The following is a 20,641-nucleotide window of genomic DNA, read 5'->3' on the forward strand; positions in this document are numbered from 1 at the left end:
CGAACGCAAGGCCGAACACTTCCTGGCCTTCACCGCCATCGCCTGCAGCCTCATCTGTTACCGCAGGCTCACCAAATGAGACGACGTCTAAGGGAGCACCCAGGTGACCACCCCTAGCCATCGGCCGTCGCAACGCCCAGCAGGCGCCAAGATGTGGATGCGCGTCTACACCGTCACCCGCAACGGCACCATGACCCCTTCGCGTGCCACCGTGACCGTCCCCCACGGATACGAGCCCGCAGGCGAGTTACTCAGCCCCCGGCTGCCGCCCTGCGCCTGCCCCCTCCACCGCCCGACAGGCCCCGCACAGTGAACGGCAGCCCGGATACGGCTGCCAGCGCGCAGGCGGTGGACGTCGACGGGATGCGGGACAGCATCCGCCGGCTTCTCGGGCCCCATGCCGGGATCCCGGAGACGCAGGAGTTGGCTGTGCTAACCGGCGTGCTGCGCGGCCACATCGAATCGATCACGCCGAGGATCGAGCAGGCTGCCCTGAAACTGCCCGCCGACGACGTGCCCCGGTACTGCGCACTCGCCTGCGTCGGCGAAGCCCGCAGGAAACTCACCACCACCGCCAGCCCCGGCCCGTCCGCAGCGGTGGCCTACGCCCGGAGGCTGGCCCGCTCACTCGCCGCCCTGTGCGACCACTGGGAGACCCTCGCGGGAGTGGTCATGTGCCTGGCCTGCGACCAACCCATCCGCGACAGCGAGGCATCGATGCCGTATGACCACATCAGCCCCTCCGGCGGCACAGCCCTCTCCGGAACCCTCCACACCCGCTGCGCCCACACCATCCGCCGCCACTGACCAGTCGGGCAGAACACCGGGGGGTGCCGTGGTGGCCCTTCGACTCAGGGCCGCAAGCCCCGACCCGCCGTCGCCCCGGCCGCAACGCACCGCCCCCGGCGGCCCCGGGGCGCTGCCTGGCGCTGCCCGGCTGGGACCTGGTCAGGGCTCGCTAGCTGCCCGCCCCAGGCCCCCACCCTGGACAGGTCGAACCTGAGGCGGGCACCCCACCCCCTCTCCATCCACTCCCCCAACCTGACGGGACCCCATCCGATGACCACCGTCCCCACCCGCGCCACGAGTGCCACGAGTGCCACCGCGCGGCTGGTGCCCTACATCACCAGCCGCGAAGGCGAACAGGCCGACCTGCTCGTATCCCTGCGTGGCAGTCTCGGCCCGGAAGGGCAGCTGAGGCTGGGCTACTGGGACGAAGTGCCCAGGGACCGTGACCTGCGCGGGGTGCTGTGGGGACGGTGCTCCCAGCAGATCGGCGTCGACGGGTGGCCTACCGGGCCGCCGCGGTGGCGGATGGTGCACCCCTCCCGCCAGCGCGAATGCATGGAGCAGCTTCGTTGCCAGGTCTGCGCACGGCCGGCCCGCACCCGCCACGGAGTCCTCTTCCTCGCCGGTCCGAATGAAGTGCACTCGGCGGATGCGGTGGTACGCACCGCGCAGCCACCCGTCTGCCCCGCCCATGCCCGGACGGCCGCCGAGCAGTGCCCCCACCTCGCCGGCCGGCCGACCGTGTTCCTCGCGCAGAGCGCACCGCTGTTCGGGGTGATCGGTACGCCGTATCAGTGGGGCGAGAGCGGACTGTGCGCACTCCCAGTCTCCGACGACGCACTGCCTTACGGGCACCCCGGACTGCGCTGGTTCCTCGCATCCCAGATGATCCGCCGCCTCCGCGCCTACAGCGTCCTCACCCTCGACGACCTCCCCAGCCCGTAGACCCGCCGGCGGCCGGCCACCCCCAGGCCGCCCGCACCTCCCCGCGATGCGTCCCCCGGCGTACGGGGAGGAGCGGGCCCCCCGGTGCCGGGCCACCACCCCACCCCACCCCCACCCGGCCCGGCACCGGGACCAGGCCTCCCCACAACCGGCCTTCCGGTACGGGCCCGTTCCCCCTGAACCGCCCACCACACCGGCGCCGACGGCCCAGCCGAGGCCCTTGCCGCGGCGGGCCGCAATTTGAGCCTGCCTGGTCGCCGGGAGCGGGTTTAAGCCCCGGCGACCAGGCAGCACCAACTCCCCGGCCCAGGCACGACCGGAGCGCGATCGGGCAGCGCGGCTTCCGGCCGCCCCTCACCCCGCCTCCGGCCCCGGGCCTCACCTGCTTCCAGAAGAAGGGGAGGCGACGTGCACCAGCTCGTTGCGGCACCGTTTGGAGGGCGTTTGGGCCCGTCCTGCGGTCGGGCAGCGCCTAAAAGCCAGAGCCGCCCATCCCATGGGCAACGGGGCTCCTCAACAGCGTTCCCGGGCGTACGCAGCGGCTGCTGTGGCGCATGTGGCGGAAGAACGGACGCCGGTCAGCGCGAGCGTCGGGGAGCAGGTACCGTCTGTGTCCAGATGCAGGGGACGAGGGGGATACGTGGCATCCCATGTGGTGTCGTATGAGCTCGATGCGGACACGGTAGTCCAGTTCGAGATTGAGCCGACGGACGAATGGCGGCAGGTCAGTACTGACCAGGTAGTGAGCAGGGTTGATGAGGCTGCGCGACCGGCGGTGGAGGCGGCACAGAGGGTGTTGGCGCAGATCGCTTCGCTGCGGCCGGCCGAGGTGGAAGTGACGTTCGGTATCAAGGTCAACGGCACGGCTAACTGGCTGGTGGCCAAGGCTGCGTCGGAGGCGAACTTCGGTGTGAAGCTCATCTGGCGTCCGGGCGCGGGTCGGGACGGGGACGAGGGCGATACGTCGGCATGACGGAGCGGCACCGGCCGGGTGAGCGCCCACTGTCGGATACGTGGGTGACGGCCATTCACCAGGCTGCGGATGCCGCGCGGCCATTGGGTTCGGGGGTTCTCATCGATGCCCGCCGAGTGCTGACTTGCGCTCATGTAGTCCATTCCAGCGGGCAGGTGCGGGGTGATCTCTGGATAGCCTTTCCTAAGGCTGAGGAGCTGATGCACCTGCGGCTGCGGGTCGAGCAGGTCGTGGCGCCTCCGGTTGCGCTACAAGAAGTCCAGGACGTGGCGGTCTTGGTTTTGGAGGAGGAGGTCGCGCTGGAGTATGCGGCGCGGCTACGGCGTCCGGCTGCAGGTGACCTGGTTGACAGCTCGTGGTGGTCGTTCGGCTTTCCTGATGGGGTGTTGGGTAACTCGGCGGCCGGGAGTGTGGGTGAGGCGCTCGGTTATGGGTGGGTGCGGCTGGATACCGAGTCGCGCTATCCGGTTCAACCTGGCTACAGCGGTGCGGCGCTGTGGTCGGCCGATTACGAGGCCGTGGTGGGCTTGGTGGGACAGGCCCGCAGTGGTTCGGGGGATGCCCGGGCGTTGACGCTGAGGGCGATTGACTCGGTGCTGCCGCACGAGAAACTCCGCCTGTTGACCGACTGGTCGGTGGAGGCGGCCGGGGATGCGGCATTGTCCTCGTGGGGGTGGACGCTTGCGGGGGATGCGGAGTCGGGGCGGCATTGGCGCCCGCGTGCGCGGGGGGTGAGTACGGATGCCGAGCGCGGATTCCGCTTTCGTGGCCGCAGCGCCGCGCTCAGCGCGGTGGTCGACTGGATGACCGCACAGGTACCGGACCGACGCCAAGTTCTGCTCGTGACGGGATCTCCCGGGGTGGGCAAGTCCGCAGTGTTGGGCCGCGTGGTGACTACCGCTGATGCGCAGATCGCCGCAGCGTTGCCTGCGGAGGATAGAGCGGTGCGGGCGCCGGTGGGGTCGGTGGCTTGCGCCGTCCACGCCCGCGACAAGACGGCGGTGGAAGTGGCACGTGAGATCGCCACTGCTGCCTCTGCCCCGTTGCCTGAAGTGGCCAAGGGGTTGCCGGACCTGCTGCGTGAGACGTTGGCAGCGGATGCGCGAGGCAGCTTTTGCGTGGTCATCGACGCCTTGGATGAGGCGACCGCACCGGAGCAGGCACGCCAGATCCTGCAAATGGCGATAGCCCTGGCGGAGACGTGCGCGGACTTGGACGTGCGGGTGGTGGTGGGCAGTCGCCGCGTCGACGATGCCGGGGATCTTCTGGCGCCCTTCGAGAGCGCCCTGCACGTCATTGATCTCGACCGGCCGGAGTTCTTTGCCCAGGAGGACCTCGTTGCCTACGCACTGGCGACTTTGCAGCTGGTCGGTGACGAGCGGGCCGACAGCCCCTACAACGACGCGCAGATCGCCACGACCGTGGCGGAGCGCATCGCTGGCATGGCCCAGGGCAACTTCCTCATTGCTGGTCTGGTCGCCCGCTCCCACGGCATGCATGACCGTGACGCCGTTGCGGTGGAGCAGCTGCGATACACCGCCACCGTGGAGGCGGCACTGCGGGACTATCTCTCCCGCCTACCCAGCCTCCAAGGGGTGTCGGCCGAAGATTTGCTGACCGCTTTAGCGTATGCGGAGTCCCCCGGGCTCACCCTCGTGTTGTGGCGGTGGGTGGTACACGCCATGACCGGGCGATGGGTGGATGAGCACCAGCTGTATGGCTTCGCGCGGTCGGCGGCTGCCAACTTCTTGGTCGAATCGAGCGGAGCAACGTCCCTGGCAGGCAGTTTCCGCCTGTTCCATCAGGCCTTGAACGAGGCCCTCCTCAGCCATCGAGCCACGTCAGCGACGTCGGTGCACGATGAGCGGGTCATTGCGCGCGCGTTGATGCGTGCGGCCGGCTCCCAGTGGGCTACTGCACCGAGCTACCTGCTGCGCTCGCTGCCGGGCCATGCGGCGCGCGGCGGCATCATCGACGAACTCCTCAACGACGATGCCTATCCCCTCCACGCCGATTTACGTCGGTTGGTGCCGGCTGCGAAGGCATCCCTGTCGACTACGGGGCGGGCTCGGGCTCGACTGTTGCGCAAGACGCCGCAGGCACTGGAGGCAGGCCCCAGGGAGCGGATCGCGTTGTTCACCGTCACTGAAGCACGGGAGCAGCTGGGACGGTCCTACAGGGACCGGCACGGCCCTGCTCCGTATCGAGCGGTGTGGGCGGTCGGTGCGCCGCATGCGGAGGACATCGTGCTGGAAGGACACACGGCCTGGATCAATGCGCTGTGTCCGGTTCCGGTGGGTGATCGGACGCTGCTAGCCAGCGCCAGCAACGACCACACCATCCGCCTATGGGACGTCGATACCGGAGAGCCCCTGCGCGTACTGGCCGGCCACACCGGGCCCGTCCGGGCGCTGGCCTGCCTCACCGATAGCGACCAAACGCTCCTGGCCAGCGCCGACACCGACCACACCATCCGCCTATGGGACGTCACTACCGGGCACAGTATGCGCGCCTTTGGTGTGCATGCCGCTTATATCAACGCCCTATGTCCGGTTCCGGTGGGTGATCGGACGCTGCTAGCCAGCGCCAGCAACGACCACACCATCCGTCTATGGGACGTCGACGCCGGAGAGCCCCTGCATGTACTGACGGGACATACTGGGCCCGTCCGGGCGCTGGCCTGCCTCACCGATAGCGACCAAACGCTCCTGGCCAGCGCCGGCACCGACCGCACCATCCGCCTGTGGGACCCCGCTTCCGGGCGCGGTGTGCAGATCCTTGACACAGGCACCGCTTGGATTAACGCCCTGTGCCCCGTGGCTGTGGGCCAGCAGACGCTGCTGGCTACTGCGGGCAATGACCAAGTGATCCGCCTGTGGGACCCGCAGAAGGGCTCCATCGTGCACACGATCGCGCAGCACACGGACTGGGTGCGTGCGCTGACCTCGTTTCCTGTGGGTGGGCGCACTCTGGTGGCCAGCGGCGGTCACGACACTGCGGTGCGCTTGTGGGACAGCCGCAGCTGCCAGATTGTGCACGGATTCGACGGCCACACCGACTGGGTCACCAGCATATGCGTGCTTGCAGGGGCGGAACACACCCTGCTGGCCAGCGCGGGCAACGACAGCGCAATCCGCCTGTGGGATGCCCAAGCCGGCCCCCCAATGCCCGCCGTCGACCAGGTGGGAGCGGTCACCGCCGTATGCGCCATCCCCAACGACGCCCATCCCTTGCTGGCCTCGGCAGAAAACAACGATCTCGTACGCGTGCGCGACGTCACCACCGGTGCCGTCGTCACAGTGCTGGAAGACCGGGTGCGCTCAATGTGTGCGCTGGACATAGGCAGCCAGCCCCATCTCGCTACCGGCAGTGACGACTTCCGCATCCGCGTATGGAACCCAGCAAGCGGAAAACTCTTGCGGACCCTGACCGGCCACGACGACACCGTCACAGCGCTGTGCCCCGTGACGGTACTCGGACGCACGCTGCTGGCCAGCGCCAGCAACGACCACACCATCCGGTTGTGGGATCCCGCCACCCAGGGGCGCTATGAGACACAAGTCCCCTGGGAGAGCCCTGTCCTGGCTATGGACACCATCATGGTCAACGGCCAACAGCTCCTGGCCGTCGGTTTGGAGGACGGCAGCATCGGCCTGTGGGATGCCCACCGCCAGCACCGGCGGAACGTGTGGGAGGGGCATGCCGAAGCCGTAACGGCCCTGACTGCCGTACATGCGCAGGGACAGACACTGCTCGCCAGCGCCGGCGACGACCGCACCATCCAGCTGTGGGACCCCCGCACGGGTGAGCCAATCCACCGCTTCAACGGACACACCGACAAGATCACCACCTTGGTCACAGTAACCCTGGGCCAGCGGACCCAGCTCGCCTCAGCCAGCGACGATCGCACCGTGCGCGTATGGGACCCGCAAGGGCAGCGCGCGGTGATGACGGTAGCGGTGCACTCTCCCGCAGGGGCCATCGCGGACTGTGGTGATCTCGTCGTGGTAGGACTCACCGATGGCCTTCTGGCCCTTTCTCTTGAGTGAGGTGCCTGTCGTGCCAGCACGCGTGAGAGCGTGGACCATTCCGAGGCAATGCCGCAGATCCGCGACAACACCGTTGGCCCGCCATGGTGTTATGGAAAGCGGAAGCGGCCTGAGGGCACGTACCCGTAGGGTCGCAGCGCCCAAGGTCCGGCAGGTCCCGCAACGCGAGGCATGGCGCGAATCGGTAGAAACGAGCGGCGGCAGTGCCGACACAGAGTGCCAGGCACAGCGAGCAGTAGCCCACTGGCAGAAACGACGCCAACCGCAGGGGATGCGAAGGGGGCACGGCCGAAGCGCATGACCAAAAACATCGATGCCCTGTATGAGACATTCCGGCTCGTACTGGACCTTTCCCAGCCCGTGGCACGCCTTGAACAGTTCGGTCTTGACCCGGCTGACATTGACGAGCTTCGTTTCCGCCACACCCACCAAAAGGAGGTGGACGCGCAGCTGGCACGGATGCAGGTGCACGCCTTCTCCCCACACACCACCTGGTACGCCGGACCACACGCCACCGACACCTACTGGCCGGCGCTCGTCACCCAGCTGAATCCAGGCACAACCCACAGTTCAGCGTTTGCTGACCTCGATGCTGGCTCCTCGCGTGTCGTAGCCCACCTGTCCCACCCGAAGGAGCCGTCCTTCTCCACACGCGGCATGGTCCTGACCTACCCGCAGTCCGGGACGACGACGAACATCGCGGCAGTGATCGCTAAGGCAGCCGACCGGGGTTACCGGCTATTCATCGTCTTGTCCGGCCTTCACAATGCGCTGCGCCAACAGATCCAGCAGCGGCTGAAACAACAGCTCATTCAGCCTCATCCCTCACGTTGGCTGGAACTGACCACTACCGAGCAGGATTTCCAACCACTGCCGGGAAATCCAGCCAGCATACTAAACGCCCACAGCGCCCCGGTGTTGTGTGTAGTGAAAAAGAACGCAACGGTGTTGCGCAGGCTGGTCGACTGGCTTACTTGCACGTCAGACCTTCTGCACGAATTTCCTGCGCTGGTCATCGATACGGAGGCCAATCAGCCTTCTGTGACGTCAACCAGCATCACCCCGCGTGTCCGCGGCATTCTGCGGACTCTTCCGCGAGTCGCATACGTGGGATACGTCAGCACTCCCCTCAATGGACTCCTGCTTGAGCCGGGCGCTGCAGATCTCTTCCCCAAGGACTTCATCGTCGCTCTGCCGCGGCCTGGCCACTACACGGGCCCCGAGGTCCTCTTCGGTCGCTATGCGCGTGAGGAGGACGACTCAGAACTGGCCGATGACGGCTACGACATGATCCGGTCGATCCCTGAATCGGAGGTACCGCAGCTACGGCCCATGTCCCGGGCGGAAGTGCAGGACTTCGCTCCCCAGCTGCCGGCCAGCTTGTATCAGGCTGTGGAGTACTTCTGGATGGTCGCGGCTGCTCGCACAGTCCGCGGCAGCGGCAGCCCGCAGAACACGATGCTGATCCACACCAGTGTCAACACCACCGTGCACAGTAGCTTCCTGGCCCCTTTGCGAGCGCTGCGCACACGCACGGCCCAGCTGCTGTCGACCCCGTCCTACCTCGCCCACCTGCGTCAGATATGGCAGCAGGAAACGCAGCGGGTCGCGGCCGAAGACTTCGGTGAGGAGACAGTCAGCTTTGACCAACTGCTCGCGCACCTGCCCACGGTGCTGCAGGACTGCCGTATCATCACCGACACCAGCAGCAATGATCACCTCGGCGAATCCGGTCCCCTCACCGCCATCGTGGTAGGCGGCACACCACTAACCCGCGGGGGTTTGGCACTTGAGGGAATGTCGGTGGGGTATTACGTCACTGCCGTCTCCGCTTACGACACCCTGCAACAGATGGAACGATGGTTCGGTATCCGCACCGGCTACGCCGACCTGCCACGGATCTGGATGACCGAAGAACTGGCCGCTTGGTGGAGCGAAATCGTTGATGCCGAGACGGAACTACGACTCCAACTGGAGCGTGCGATCGGGGACGATATCACTCCGCTCAGCCTCGCCACGCGCGTGCGCTCTCATCCCAAGTTGCGCATCATCAAGGCAGCGAAGCAGGGCCAGCCGCTGCCGTCCATCTCCTACGGCGGCCGACGAGTGCAAACCCGCTACTTTCACACCAACGCCGACTGGCTGAACGCCAACCTCGAGGCGGCACGCACCCTCATTACTGCCTCAACCTTCCAAGCTGCCCACATCCAGGCATGCCCCGATCTTGGCCGCTACGTCTTTTTCAACCTGCCTAGCGACCTGATCATCGACTTTCTCGCCACCTACCACTTCCACGAAAAGTCACCCGAAACCGACCCCGGTCTCCTGATCGACTACATCCGCAAGCGCAACGCCAGAGCCCACTCGCTGCGGCAGTGGAACGTAGCCATCCTCGGGAAGCCAGCCGGAACCGGCGACGATACCCTGACCTTCGCCGACCACATCACGGTCGGTCGAATCATCCGCTCCCAACTCAACGTTGCTTCGCCGCAGGCTGACTTCGCCGATATCAAGACGCTGATGGGCCCGCGGGACGCCGCCGTCGACCTTGCCGGCGACACCGGTTACCCCCACCAACAGGCCATAGCAGAGGCGCGACGTGCGCAGCTACCCGACACCGGCCTGCTCGCCCTGTATCCCATCGACAAAACCTCCGCACCCGGACCAGGACGGGCGCAGCGGGCCCCCCTGAACGCCGAAGAACACGTCATCGGCGTCGGCATCATCTTCCCCGAGCCCCTCACTACCGACTCCATCGTTTAGTTGCCCCAGTAGCTGCGCGCCGGTGAACGCGCTTCTGGTCCTAATGCTGGGTGTCAGCCTGATACGGGAGCTCCAGAAGGGGCTACTGCCGTGCGACATCCACGCATGAGCTGATCTGCTGCGATCCCGCGCACCTGCGCACAGCCGGCCCGCACCCGCCACGGCGTTTTTCCCTTTTTTAGCCGACCCGAGGGAAGTGCACTCGGCGGGACGCGGCGGTGCGCACCGCGCAACCACCCCCTGCCCCGCACACGCGCGGACAGCCGCAGAGCAGTGCCCACACCTCAAGGGCCAGCCGATCGTGTTCCTCGCGTGGAATCTCCGCTGCGCTACGAGCCCTGATTGGGGCTGCTCACCGATCTCGCCGACGACGAATATTGAACCAGCATCCAGACCTGGTCCTACACCGCTTATCATCATCTGCTGATCATCATCGCTCGAGGTGACATGGCAGAAATGGGGGACGAGCGGTGTACGTGTCCGAAGTATTGGTGGAGAGGTTCCGGTCGTGCGAGCGGGTACGGATTCCGCTGCGGCCGGAAGTGACCATCCTCGTGGGGGAGAACAACGCGGGCAAGTCCAGCGTGATCGATGTGATGCGTCTGCTCACGGATCCTCTGGACGGACGCCGGGTGCGCTATTTCGAAGAAGCCGACGTCCTCAAGTCCGCTGCCGAACTGGGCTGCCCCAGCCTGCAGATGGAGGTGGCCAGCATCGGCCCACAGCAGAGCGGTGCGTATCTGGAGGCGCTGCTGCCTGAGGGGTCTCCCGAGAGCCGTACCGCGCGATGGCAGGTTTCCTGGACACCACCGCAGACGGGCGGGCGACGCGGGAGCACCGTCTGGGCGCAGGGCGCCGGCCTTCCGGTCACGGGCGAGCCTCCCGCGCGCGGTGGTGTGCGGCATGTCTACCTGCCAGCATTGCGCGACGCGGAGCGGGAGTTGGCCTCGGCCGGCGGGGACCGGGTGCGGATGATCCTTCGCGGGCTGCTGGGGGACGACGAGCAGGTTGATGCCTTCGTGGAACGGATTGGCACCGAACTGAAGAAGGTGGCCGCGGATCCAGACGTGGTCCGAGTCAGCGAGAAGATCAATGAGCCGCTGCGGGACCTGACGGTCGGTGCGCATCCCCAAATGAGTGAACTGGCCCTGGCCGAACCCACGTTCGCGTCGATCGCACGGTCCCTGCGTGTGCTGTTGGGCGATGTCTCCGCGCAGCCGTTTCCGCTGTCGGCGTCGGGGCTGGGCTACGCCAACACCCTGTTCATCGCCACGGTGATGGCGGAGCTAGATGCGGCGGCCGAGGCCGACCTGACCGTGCTGCTGGTCGAGGAGCCCGAGGCACACCTGCATCCGCAACTGCAGACCTTGCTGCTGCGGTATCTGCAGCAGCGGGCGCGGGCCTCGCGACGCCGGCCTGTCGACGACCCGGCTCAGCCGGCCGGGCATCTGCAGGTGGTGGTCACCACCCACTCCCCCATCCTGTCGGCCGCGGCCAGCGTGGAAGACCTGGTAGTCATGGCGCGCTGTCCGGGCGAGCTGTCGGACGGCTGGCAGGCGCGGCCGCTGCCCATCCCTCGGCTGCAGTTGAACCCGGACCGGGTGCGGCATCTGGACCGCTACCTGGACGCCACAAAGAGTGCCCTGCTGTTCTCCTCACGTGCGATCCTGGTGGAGGGCATTTCCGAGCTTCTGCTGCTTCCAGCCCTGGCCGAGCGCGTCCTCGCCGCCGACGAGGACGCCGACGCGCCAGCGAAGCGGGAGGCGTTCGAGGCGGTGGAACGGTTCTTCGGCACCACGCGGGTGATCGTGGACGGTGTCGGGTTCGAGGTCTATCTGCGGGTGCTGCTGGCACCCGTCGACGGCATCTGTCTGGGACGGCGGGTGGCACTGATCACCGACACGGACGTGGCCCCCGGGGAACCGGAACCGGCACGGCTTCAGTCCCTGCGGGAGCTGCCGCGTCGCTGGCATTCTCCCGGCGCACTGCACCTGGCCGCGGCGCCCCGGACGCTGGAGCCTGCCCTGTGGTCGGACGACAACATCACCGCCCTGCGGGCGGCGTTCATCCGCTGCGCGCCGCGCTCGGAAGCGCGCTGGGAGCAGGTCGCCCAGGCGGACAATCCCGCTCTGGCATTCGGGGAGCTGTTCGTCCCGAAGACCAGCCGGACGGTTACCGGAGCGGACGGAGAGCTCGCGAAGGGGACACCGATCTCCAAGGGGGAGTTCGCACAACAGCTCGCCGACGTACTCGCCGATCGAACGGTGCCGTTCACCGTGCCCACCTATCTCGCGAACGCCATCGGCTTCATCACCGCTCCCGACGCCGAGACCCCTGCGGTGGGCACGCCATGACCATTCCGGAGCAGAAGACTGCGGTGCGTGCGGCCGCCGAGACGCAGCAGCAGGACGCCGTGGCCGTAGCTGCACCTGCCTTCGTGCCCGCCTGCCCAGGCGCGGGCAAGACGTATGTGATCACCAGCCGGCATCTGCAGTCGTCCAGGCGGCTGCTGCGCAAGGGCCGGGCCCTGATCTCGTTCACGCGGGTGGCGCGGGATCAGATGGCCCGCCGCTGCCGCCAGGCGGGCCGCGCCGACCTGGTCCAGGCGCCGCACTTCATCGGCACGCTCGACTCGTTCTTGTGGGAGTTCCTGGTCAAGCCGCGGCGAAAGCCCGATCCAGTACCCCGCCTGCTGGAGTCATGGGCGAACATTAAGGCCCTGGTGGAAGGCATGGACCGGGAGATCCCCCTGCACCGCTTCCCCATGACTCTGGACCCCTCGCACAACTCGGCGCACGGGTTGGTTGCCTGGGACAAGCTCGACTACGACACCCGCCAGCTCATCGACGGCAGCTCCTACCACCGCACGGTGTGGGAGGAGAAGATCCTCGCCACCCGCAAGTCGTGGTGCGAGCAGGGGTACTTCACCGGCCACGAAGTGCGGGCAGTGGCCCTGTGGAACCTGCGCAACGCCGAGGTCGCCGCAGGGCTGTTGCCCCCGCTGCGGTCCCGGTTCGCGGAAATCATCGTCGACGAGGCGCAGGATTGCTCCGCCGCCGACCTGGCGATCCTTCAACTGCTGCACGATGCCGGACTGCCGCTGGTCCTCGTCGGTGACCCGGACCAGGCCATCTATGCCTGGCGGGGCGCCGAGCCCCAGGCGCTTGGGGCCTTCGCGGCCCGCCTGTCCCCCACCCCGCACCGCCTGACCGGCAACTGGCGCAGCTCCCCTGTCATCTGCCAACTGGCGGCCACCCTGCGCACGGGGCAGCGCCCTCCGGACACGTCCGTAGTGCGCGACGACGACGTCCCCGTCCTGCTGCTGCCCACCCAGTTCGCCGCTGCTGGCAGCCGCCACCTGCACTCCCCGACCAGCACCGGCATCGTCGACGCCTTCCGGGCGCTGACCGAGGAGTACGCCGTTCCGGCAGAGAACTGCCTGGTGACCGCATACAAGTACGCCACCTTGCCAGGAGTCACCCGAGAGAAGCCCAACACCAACATGATCACCAGCCTGGCCTGGGCCCGCACCGTCGCCCACACCCCGGGCGCCTCCGGCGACGACCTCGCCCGCGCCTGCGCGATCGCCGTGCGTGTCCTATTCGGCTACTGGTACCCGGGCCAAGCTGGCGGCCCCGACCGCATCGTGGCTGCCCACCGCCTCGCGGCCGGCCAGGTCAACCGCACGGCCTTCGCGTTCCTGCACAGCCTGCCCGCGCCCCACAAGGAATGGGGTCCGCAGGTGTGGCAGGCCATGAAGGCCTGGCCTGCTCTGCCCGGGGCCGCTCCGCAGAACGGAAAGGGCCGGCCTGCTGGAAAACCCACCCTGTCCCGCCCCCAACCAGCCACCGGCATGCGCACCAATATCGTCCACCAGCTCAAGGGCGACGAAGCGGACGGCGTCCTGCTGTTGCTGCCCGATGCCGGAAGCGTCCAGCGCTGGGCCACCGCGGACCCGGCCACCGACGAGGTGCTGCGCGTCTGGTACGTCGCCGTCACCCGCGCCCGCCGCCTGGCCGCCGTCGCCGTGCCCGAACAGGAGACCGATGCGCTGGCCCGGCTGCTGGCCAGCCACCAGGTACCGGTCCGCGTCGCATGAGTCCTGGTGCTGTCGGTCCCCTCCCACGGCGGGGACCATGGTGGGATCGTTGTGGTGTCGATCACGCACTGGCGTTTTTCTCCAGGTCAGGAGGGATCGAGTGCGTGAGATACCAAGATCATTGCTGGGCTGATTGCGGGGTGAGCGGGGCGGACTCGGCCCAACGGCCGCGGGGACAACACAGGCCCTGCTCAAGGCGGGGCGTGGCATCCCACCCAGGAGGTGCTGCCGGCGAGAGTGTCGCCCAGCCGGGTCAGCGTGTGACGCTGATGAGAGGTCCGACAACTGCTGATCGTTCTGCTGTCGCTCACCGCGGTGTACGGGAAGAAGCCCGCTCGGCGCCGGGCGGCGGCGGACATGGTCCGCACCCTGTGATTCACCGGCGGCGGGCCCAACGACCAGCCCCCGACCCCCGACCAACGCGCGTGATGGCTGGCACACGGCGCCGGGCAGTCGATCGCCCGGCGCCGTGCTGGTGGCCGACTCCACGGGAAGGTGCCCGCTGTTCAGGCGTCGGGGCCGCCCCACCCGTACTCCGCGACGTACTCGGCGAACGCCTCGTCGTCGAAATCCACGGGCAGCAGCTCTGGCTGAAAGAGGTCGCTGTCCGGGTCGAGGGCTTCGGAGTGCGCCATCAGCTGGACCAGGAAAGTCTGCGCGGCCTCCAGGGCCTGCGGGTCGTCGAGCCACATCCCGAACTCCAGACTGCTCCTGGACCGGTGAGTTGCATTCGCGCTGCCCACCCAGAGCCGTTCCGGGCGGAAGCCGAAGACATCGGCGACGCCGCCCAGGGCATCCTCGTCGTGCCACCACATCTCGCCGAGCAACATGATCTTTGTGTGGAGGAAGGGCACCATGTCCCCCTTGGGCTGGCGGCGGAACCCGATGGTCCGCAGTGGCGGGATCACCGGGCCGGGCATCGGTGAGCCCGGCCCCAGCACCTTGGCGCGGTCGTTCTCCCGCCAGTCCAGGCCGGTCAACTCGGCGAAGGCACTGGCCAGTATTCCGTTGTCGCCGTCGGCAAACGGCTTGAGCTTGCCCAGCTTCTCCAGGTCGCGTTTGCTGCGCCCCTGCTTGGAGACGACCACGCAGGTGTGGGAGAAGCGCGCGAGACAGGCGGCCAGCTCCGGATCGTCGAGCCAGAGAAACGCGCCCAGCGCCACCGGCCCCATGCTCCGGAACCCCGGCGTGCGCCGCTTCTCGTCCAGGAAGCCTTCCATCCCGTCCACCAGCCCCTTCAGCACGTTCCTGCCGAAGTAGCCGTGGTGTCCGTCCTGCCGGACGAACTCCTGGTCGAACGTTGCGGGAAACTCTGGACCGGCCTCGTTCATCGCTTTCCCCTCCCCAAGTGGTCTGGATACTCAACCATGGGGATGACCGGCGGGCCGGAGCGCCTGTCCTACAGCACCTTGACCAGGGCGTTCTCCTCCCAGCCGTCGCCCTCCTCGAAGTAGCCCCTCCATGGCGGCGCTGTTCTCGACCCATCCGCCCTGCTTGGCGATGACCTTCCGGTCGTTGCCGTCGCGCTTGGAGCTGGTGGCCAGCCCGCGGCTCGGGGAGTGCCCGGTCGGCCGGAAGTCCAGCTCGGCCCACCTGCCCAGCCGGGTGATGACGTCGCCGATGGTCTCCGGGTCGAGCCCGCCGCCCATGACGGTGTGCCAGCGGTTATGCAACGGCTTGTAGGCGAAGTCGTCGGGGTCGGTCAGGCCGGCCGACTCCTTCCAGGCCCGCCACGCGCGCACCGGGCAGCTGCTCGGCCGGGAGCCGAACGGCACCTTCACCTTGCGCGGCTTGATCTTCGATACCCAGACGTCGACCTCCGTGCCGTGCTCGGTGACAACGAAGTCGCGCACCCGCAGGAAGGCGACCTCGTGCTCGCGCCCGGCGATGGCGAACGCGGTCAGCCCGATGGAGCGGTCGCGGATGCCCAGCCGGTTGTCCGGCGCGGCGATGACGGCAGCGGGCAGGTGCTCGGCGAGGACCAGGGCGCGGTCGCGGATGCCGGTGAGGTTGTCCGGGCAGGCGGCGCTGATCTTCACCAGGTGCTCGACGAGCAGCGGCGGGGCCTGGCCCCGACCGCGGGTCTCCCCGTTATCCTCCATCTCCTTCACAACTGCTTGAGCCGGTTGCGGGCGAGCCGGGCGACGCCGTCCTCCAGCCGCACGCCATGCTCCGCGCGCGCGGTCACCACGGTGCCGGAGATCCGGCGGTCGATGGTCGACGGCGCGGTGCAGCACGTCCCCTTCCTCCCGCCGGGCTGGGTCCCCAGCCACTCGACGAACATCACCAGCGTGCCCGGGGTGACGGCGAGCTCCGGCACCCCAGAGTCGGCGCAGAACTTCGTCCAGCTCACCCAATCCTGCGCGTAGCTTCGGCGGGTGCTTGACGGGCGGCCGTCAGCGACCGTGCGCACAGCCTGGCGGTCGATGTGGTCGAGCGCGGCCCGGGTCGCGGTGTCGTACTCCTCCGGTCGGGCTGGCGCTGCCGGAGTGACGACCGATTCAACCGTGTTCTGCCCATCTGGCATGAGAAAGCCCTTTTACCGGATTTAAGCACTTTCACGGACCCGAGCATGTATCCGTGGTCCATGGGCTGCCCGGCGGTCCCCTCCGAATTTGGTCCGTGATTTCGCGGGGGAGGACCCCCTCTTTTTTTCACTACTCCGTGCGCTACAACCCCTTAGTACGAGATGGAGTGTTCACTGTGTCCACCGAAGCCGTCCCGACAGCCACCCCGCCCGGGCCCCTCCTCACCGACCGGGCCGCCGAGCAGCGAGCCGCCGACCGGGAACTGTTCGCGCGGCTCAAGGCCGACGAGTTCAGGGAGAGCCCTCACCTCACCATGCTCCGGGATCGGCTCTGGCGGTACGGATGGAACGTGCTACGGGCCTGGATGAAGGACGGCTCGATCATCGCCCGGTGCCGGGAGCGCCACGTCCGCTTCCCGGCGCCGTACACCGAGGTCGAGGAGATCATGCGTCGGGCGGACGTACGCGAGGACATCGCGATCGACTGCCTGGCCAAGGCGATCCCCTTCTACCTGGAGCGCTGCCTGCCCCAGTGGGACCCCGAGGGCGGCAGAAATCTGACCAGTTTCTTCATGCACATCACTCTGCCCTTCTTCCGGAGCGCCTACCGCCAGTGGGCAACCGGCCACCGGCGACGCCTGCGCGAGGTCCTGGGCGAATCGATCGCGGTGTACAACGCCGACTGGGACATGTGGGACCTCATCCCCCCGCCCGGTCCCGAAGAACGGACCGTACTGCGGGAAAGCCTGAGCATCATTCTGGCGAAGGCGTCGATGGAGGAGCGGGCGGTCTGCGAAGCGATGCTCACCAGCGGGGGCACCCAGGAAGAGATCGCGCAGACGCTCGGAACCACACGAAAGACGGTCGAGCGGCGCCTGAGCCGGGTCCGGGGCCGTGCCCGGAAGCTCGCGGCAGCCGGCCTCATCGTTGTCCCCTCGGTCAGCACGGCGGTGACCCGGTGAACGGCCCCCTCGACCTGCGCGTCCTTGTCCTTCTCCTCGTCGGAGCATTTGTCGTATACATCGCGTACCTTCACCCGGCTGCCGGCGCCGCCCTGCTGGTGGGCGTGGGTGTGGTGACACTCCTCTACATGCTGCTGGGACCGGGCAGCGGCGGGCCGCCGTCTGACTGACCCCGCCGCCCCCATATGTAGCGGAGACGGCCCGGGGCCGAGAACCCGCTGGAGACCACAGCGCACCGGACGGCCCGGTGTGGTCCCGCCACCTACCGGCCCAGCGGTACAATGGAGTTGAGCAGTCGCAGGATAATACCGGTGAAAATCCGGAACTTCACAACGGTGAACCTCCCTGGCCGGAGAAGTCCGAGGACCTGCCTGCCCGAACGAACCCGGCACGTCGCCGGGTCCTTCGGCAGGGCACCCGGGACACCACGCATGCTGGCCTGATGCCCAACTCGAAAAGAGTTGGGCATCGTTGCTGTCGGACTCCTGCTTTCCCCGCCGGAAGGTTGGAGCCGCGCCCGCGGACTCCTCGGCCAGGGTCCGAATGGACCCGCGAGCGAGAGACCGACTCTTGACTGTGAACATCGACCCTCTCGGCGGCGTCCTGCTGGTGGGCGCTTGTGTCGTGGGTTACTTCGTCCATAAGCACACGACCCGACAGGACAGCGCGGGCAAGGGTGACATCGTCGGCGCCATCGTGGCTGCCGCCTCGGTGTTGACCGCGCTGGTGCTCATCTTCGGCGGGGACCACACACCTCCTCCGACTTCGGCACCGAACGGGAGCGGGATCGCCCCGTCGGCGCCAGCATCACCGCCCACGGCGGGGCACTGATCGGCGGTGCCTCCTCGTGCCTGTACGCGTGCGTGCATCGGGGGTCCAGAAACTCGGCCGTCTCCCAGGCCGGCCCGCTCCCGTGCGCGACAATCGCGGCGTGCAGACGTCGAAGATTCCCTCGGTCCGCGCGCTCGACCAGTTCCTCGACGGCCTGGGAGCCGGAGCGACCCGTCGGCGTCAGCTGTACATGATGCGCGGGAGCTGGAGCGGGCGCTGGACCGGGGGACGCTGCCGGTCAGGGCCCGGCGCAGCCTGCGGCGGCTCCTGGAGGAAGAGACACTCGCCCCGTACGTCCGGATCGAGGGTCTCCCGCAGCGGTCCGCGACAGCGAGTCGACGACCAAGCACACCCCGCCGGGCAGGCGCATCATTCAACGCCACCACTGGGGGTGGGTGGATGAGGATGCGGGGTGCCCGCTCGCAGGCTCGGGCTGCGGTGTCGTGTGGGCGAGGGCGGGGTGCGTGACCTCGGATCGGGCGGGGTGGCCGCAGGGCAGGCGTTGACTACTACCCCAACCGGTCCACGACTGCTGCCCATTTCTCCCGGACAGAGCCATCGGAGACGGCTTCGACCGCTCACCGCCGCGCCAGCCCAACGCCCCGCCAACGGACTACTGGTAGACCGTAGTGATCGGTGTGGAGACGCTCATGCCACTGTCGGGAGCGGCATAGGAGATGGTCCACAACGCTGTCGTCTTGTTCGGAGAGCCATACAGAGAGCCGCCGTCGTCGCAGCCGTAGTTCTGCCGCTGCCCCGCCAAGCTGGAGGTGCCGCCGCTCATGAAGGAGCAGCGGGCTCCGTTGGCCAGGACCAGGGAGATCGGTTCGATGTCGGGACCGCCGGGCATGTGGTTGTTGTTGCCGGGAAAGCCCTGCGGGACCGAGAGTTCGACCATGCGGTTGGGGGATCCGTCCCAGCACAGTGCACTGGTGTCCTCGGGATTCGCGTCTGGGGAGAAGCACGGGTCGAAGAGCCGGTCGCCGGCGGTGCACCGCCAGGCGTCCGTGCGCATGGTGGATTCGGCGGTCCCGAAGCAGGAGCCGGTGGCACGGCCGGTGATAGTGATGCCGCTCGCCGGGGTGCCGTCCAGGGACCAGGGGCTGAGGGTGACAACTTGCGTCTGCCTCACCTCCACAGACGAGACCGCAGCACTCGGGGCCTGCGACGGGACGGAGGTGGAGGGGCGGCCGGTGGGTGAGCTGGAGGCGGCCGGTTCGACGGTGGGGATGGAGTGGGCCGCGGCCGCCTGCGAGGGGTGGTCGCCGCGTGCTTGGGCATGCCCCGAAACCAGGGCCAGCCAGGTGCCCGTTGCGGACGCGGCGAACACGGCGACCGCGGCGACGGTGATCCAGGCACGCCTGCTGGGACGGCGAGTTATGGGAGTGGGCCAGGGGGCGTCTTCGACGGTCGGGGGGTGCCACTGCTCGGCGAGCAGGTTCGACACTTCGGTGGGCAGGTCGTGGAACGCGCCGAGGACCTGGGTTGCCTGCTCGCCGAGCAGTTCGGCGGTCTGCTCCGCGACGGCGGCGCAGGAGGGCCGGTGGGCCGGGTCTTTAGCGAGGCAAGCCTCCACCACACTGACCAGCTCGTCGGGAACGCCGGCGAGGTCGGGCTCGCCGTTGAGAACACGGAAGGCGACGGCCTCAGCGTTGCCGGTACCGAAGGGGTGGCGTCCGGTGGCCGCGAAGGCGAGCAGCGCCCCCCAGGTGAAGACATCACCGGGCGGTCCGGCGGTCCCGTCCCGGTAGTACTCGGGGCTGAGCCAGCCCGGGGTCCCGGTCAGTACGCCGGTGCGGGTGACCGCAGTGCCGTCGGCGACGTGGGCGATGCCGAAGTCCAGCACCCGCGGCCCGTCCGGGGCCAGGATTACATTCGCGGGCTTCAGGTCGCGGTGGACCACCCCGGCGGCGTGTACAGCCGCCAGTGCTCCGGCGGTGCCTGCGGCGAACAGGTGCAGCTGGATCCCGGCCAGCGGCCCATGCACCGCGGTGTGCTGGGAGAGGGTGGGGCCGGGTACGTAGGCGGTGGCCAGCCACGGGGTCTCCGCCTCGGGATCGGCTTCCAGCAGCGGCACCAGGCACGGGCCCGAAACCCGCCCCAACGCCTGCACCTCGCGGCGGAACCGGGCCCGGAACTGCACATCCGCCGCCTGCGCGGCATGCACGACCTTCACCGCAACCCGCTCACCTCGCTCCCCCACGCCGGCGTACACCGTGCCCATCCCACCCGCACCCAGCACCCCGACCACCCGGTAACGCCCGATCCGCCCCGGATCCGAAGCACAACGACCAGCAACCACCGACACGCCCCCAACCCCCGTCCACACCGCATACGCACGCGATGCGAACCCTAACGACGAACGCCGAACCCGCCAGCCAGCCGGCGCCGACCGGGATCCGCCTGGGCCTCGCCCACCACAACGCCCCAGTGACACAGGAACTGCCGGAACACACTCACGCACGACAGTCTCAACGCGCACGCGGGTGACGGGCCGCAAACCCCCGCCCACGTTGCTGCTGTTCTCCGTCTCGCGGCCCCGATACATGTCCGGAACGTTGTTGGCTCCGCGACGGGCAGGCAGCCGAGTAGAGGTACCGGGCAGCAAACCACCAGGAGGGGTAACAGCCCGATTTTGCAGGCTTGTTACCGACCGTCCCTGATCGTGGGAGCCCACATGTGGCAATCATGCAGAATCAGTCG

General features: G+C 68.1%; 12 protein-coding genes. 8 read left to right on the top strand and 4 right to left on the bottom strand.

Annotation, left to right across the window (positions count from 1 at the left end; genetic code table 11):
* Nucleotides 1–363 precede the first annotated feature (363 nt).
* From ACIPM1_RS28700 to ACIPM1_RS28730, 7 genes are all read left to right on the top strand, one after another.
* Nucleotides 364–807 carry a DUF6415 family natural product biosynthesis protein gene (locus ACIPM1_RS28700; RefSeq protein ID WP_402439602.1) on the top strand — a complete coding sequence of 148 codons (444 nt, stop codon included), beginning with the start codon at nucleotides 364–366 and terminating at the stop codon, nucleotides 805–807.
* Nucleotides 808–1,059: 252 nt separating this feature from the next.
* The gene (locus tag ACIPM1_RS28705) at nucleotides 1,060–1,734 is read left to right on the top strand and encodes a hypothetical protein (RefSeq protein WP_402439458.1); all 675 of its coding nucleotides are present in this window, start codon (nucleotides 1,060–1,062) and stop codon (nucleotides 1,732–1,734) included.
* 640 nt (nucleotides 1,735–2,374) lie between these two features.
* On the top strand, nucleotides 2,375–2,707 hold the full coding sequence (locus ACIPM1_RS28710; RefSeq protein WP_402439460.1) for a CU044_2847 family protein: 333 nt from the start codon (nucleotides 2,375–2,377) through the stop codon (nucleotides 2,705–2,707).
* A complete protein-coding gene (locus ACIPM1_RS28715; RefSeq protein ID WP_402439462.1) occupies nucleotides 2,704–6,756 on the top strand; it encodes a trypsin-like peptidase domain-containing protein in 4,053 nt (1,350 codons plus the stop codon). The genes ACIPM1_RS28710 and ACIPM1_RS28715 overlap by 4 nt, the downstream gene beginning before the upstream one ends.
* Nucleotides 6,757–7,053: 297 nt before the next feature.
* The gene (locus ACIPM1_RS28720; protein WP_402439464.1) at nucleotides 7,054–9,519 is read left to right on the top strand and encodes a Z1 domain-containing protein; all 2,466 of its coding nucleotides are present in this window, start codon (nucleotides 7,054–7,056) and stop codon (nucleotides 9,517–9,519) included.
* Between the two features lie 470 nt (nucleotides 9,520–9,989).
* On the top strand, nucleotides 9,990–11,873 hold the full coding sequence (locus tag ACIPM1_RS28725; RefSeq protein WP_402439465.1) for an ATP-dependent nuclease: 1,884 nt from the start codon (nucleotides 9,990–9,992) through the stop codon (nucleotides 11,871–11,873).
* Nucleotides 11,870–13,618, top strand: coding sequence for a UvrD-helicase domain-containing protein (locus ACIPM1_RS28730; protein ID WP_402439467.1), 1,749 nt, complete (start codon nucleotides 11,870–11,872; stop codon nucleotides 13,616–13,618). The genes ACIPM1_RS28725 and ACIPM1_RS28730 overlap by 4 nt, the downstream gene beginning before the upstream one ends.
* Nucleotides 13,619–14,124: 506 nt before the next feature.
* Here ACIPM1_RS28730 and ACIPM1_RS28735 read toward each other — a convergent pair.
* The 3 genes from ACIPM1_RS28735 to ACIPM1_RS28745 are packed head-to-tail and all read right to left on the bottom strand — an operon-like array spanning nucleotide 14,125 to nucleotide 16,145.
* Nucleotides 14,125–14,949, bottom strand: a complete 825-nt coding sequence (locus tag ACIPM1_RS28735; RefSeq protein WP_402439469.1) for a hypothetical protein — start codon at nucleotides 14,947–14,949, stop codon at nucleotides 14,125–14,127.
* Between the two features lie 30 nt (nucleotides 14,950–14,979).
* Nucleotides 14,980–15,720 (bottom strand): hypothetical protein, encoded by a 741-nt coding sequence (locus ACIPM1_RS28740; protein ID WP_402439470.1) that lies wholly within the window; start codon nucleotides 15,718–15,720, stop codon nucleotides 14,980–14,982.
* A 5-nt stretch (nucleotides 15,721–15,725) separates the two neighbouring features.
* Nucleotides 15,726–16,145, bottom strand: a complete 420-nt coding sequence (locus tag ACIPM1_RS28745) for a hypothetical protein (RefSeq protein WP_402439472.1) — start codon at nucleotides 16,143–16,145, stop codon at nucleotides 15,726–15,728.
* 137 nt (nucleotides 16,146–16,282) lie between these two features.
* Here ACIPM1_RS28745 and ACIPM1_RS28750 point away from each other — a divergent pair, with 137 nt between their 5' ends.
* A complete protein-coding gene (locus tag ACIPM1_RS28750) occupies nucleotides 16,283–17,107 on the top strand; it encodes an RNA polymerase sigma factor (protein WP_402439474.1) in 825 nt (274 codons plus the stop codon).
* A gap of 1,444 nt (nucleotides 17,108–18,551) precedes the next feature.
* Here the strand turns inward: ACIPM1_RS28750 and ACIPM1_RS28755 are convergent.
* Complete coding sequence (locus tag ACIPM1_RS28755; protein ID WP_402439475.1) at nucleotides 18,552–20,486, bottom strand: serine/threonine protein kinase; 1,935 nt, start codon at nucleotides 20,484–20,486, stop codon at nucleotides 18,552–18,554.
* Nucleotides 20,487–20,641: the final 155 nt, after the last annotated feature.

Source organism: Streptomyces sp. NPDC086766 (genome assembly GCF_044746005.1).
Classification (GTDB): Bacteria; Actinomycetota; Actinomycetes; order Streptomycetales; family Streptomycetaceae; genus Streptomyces.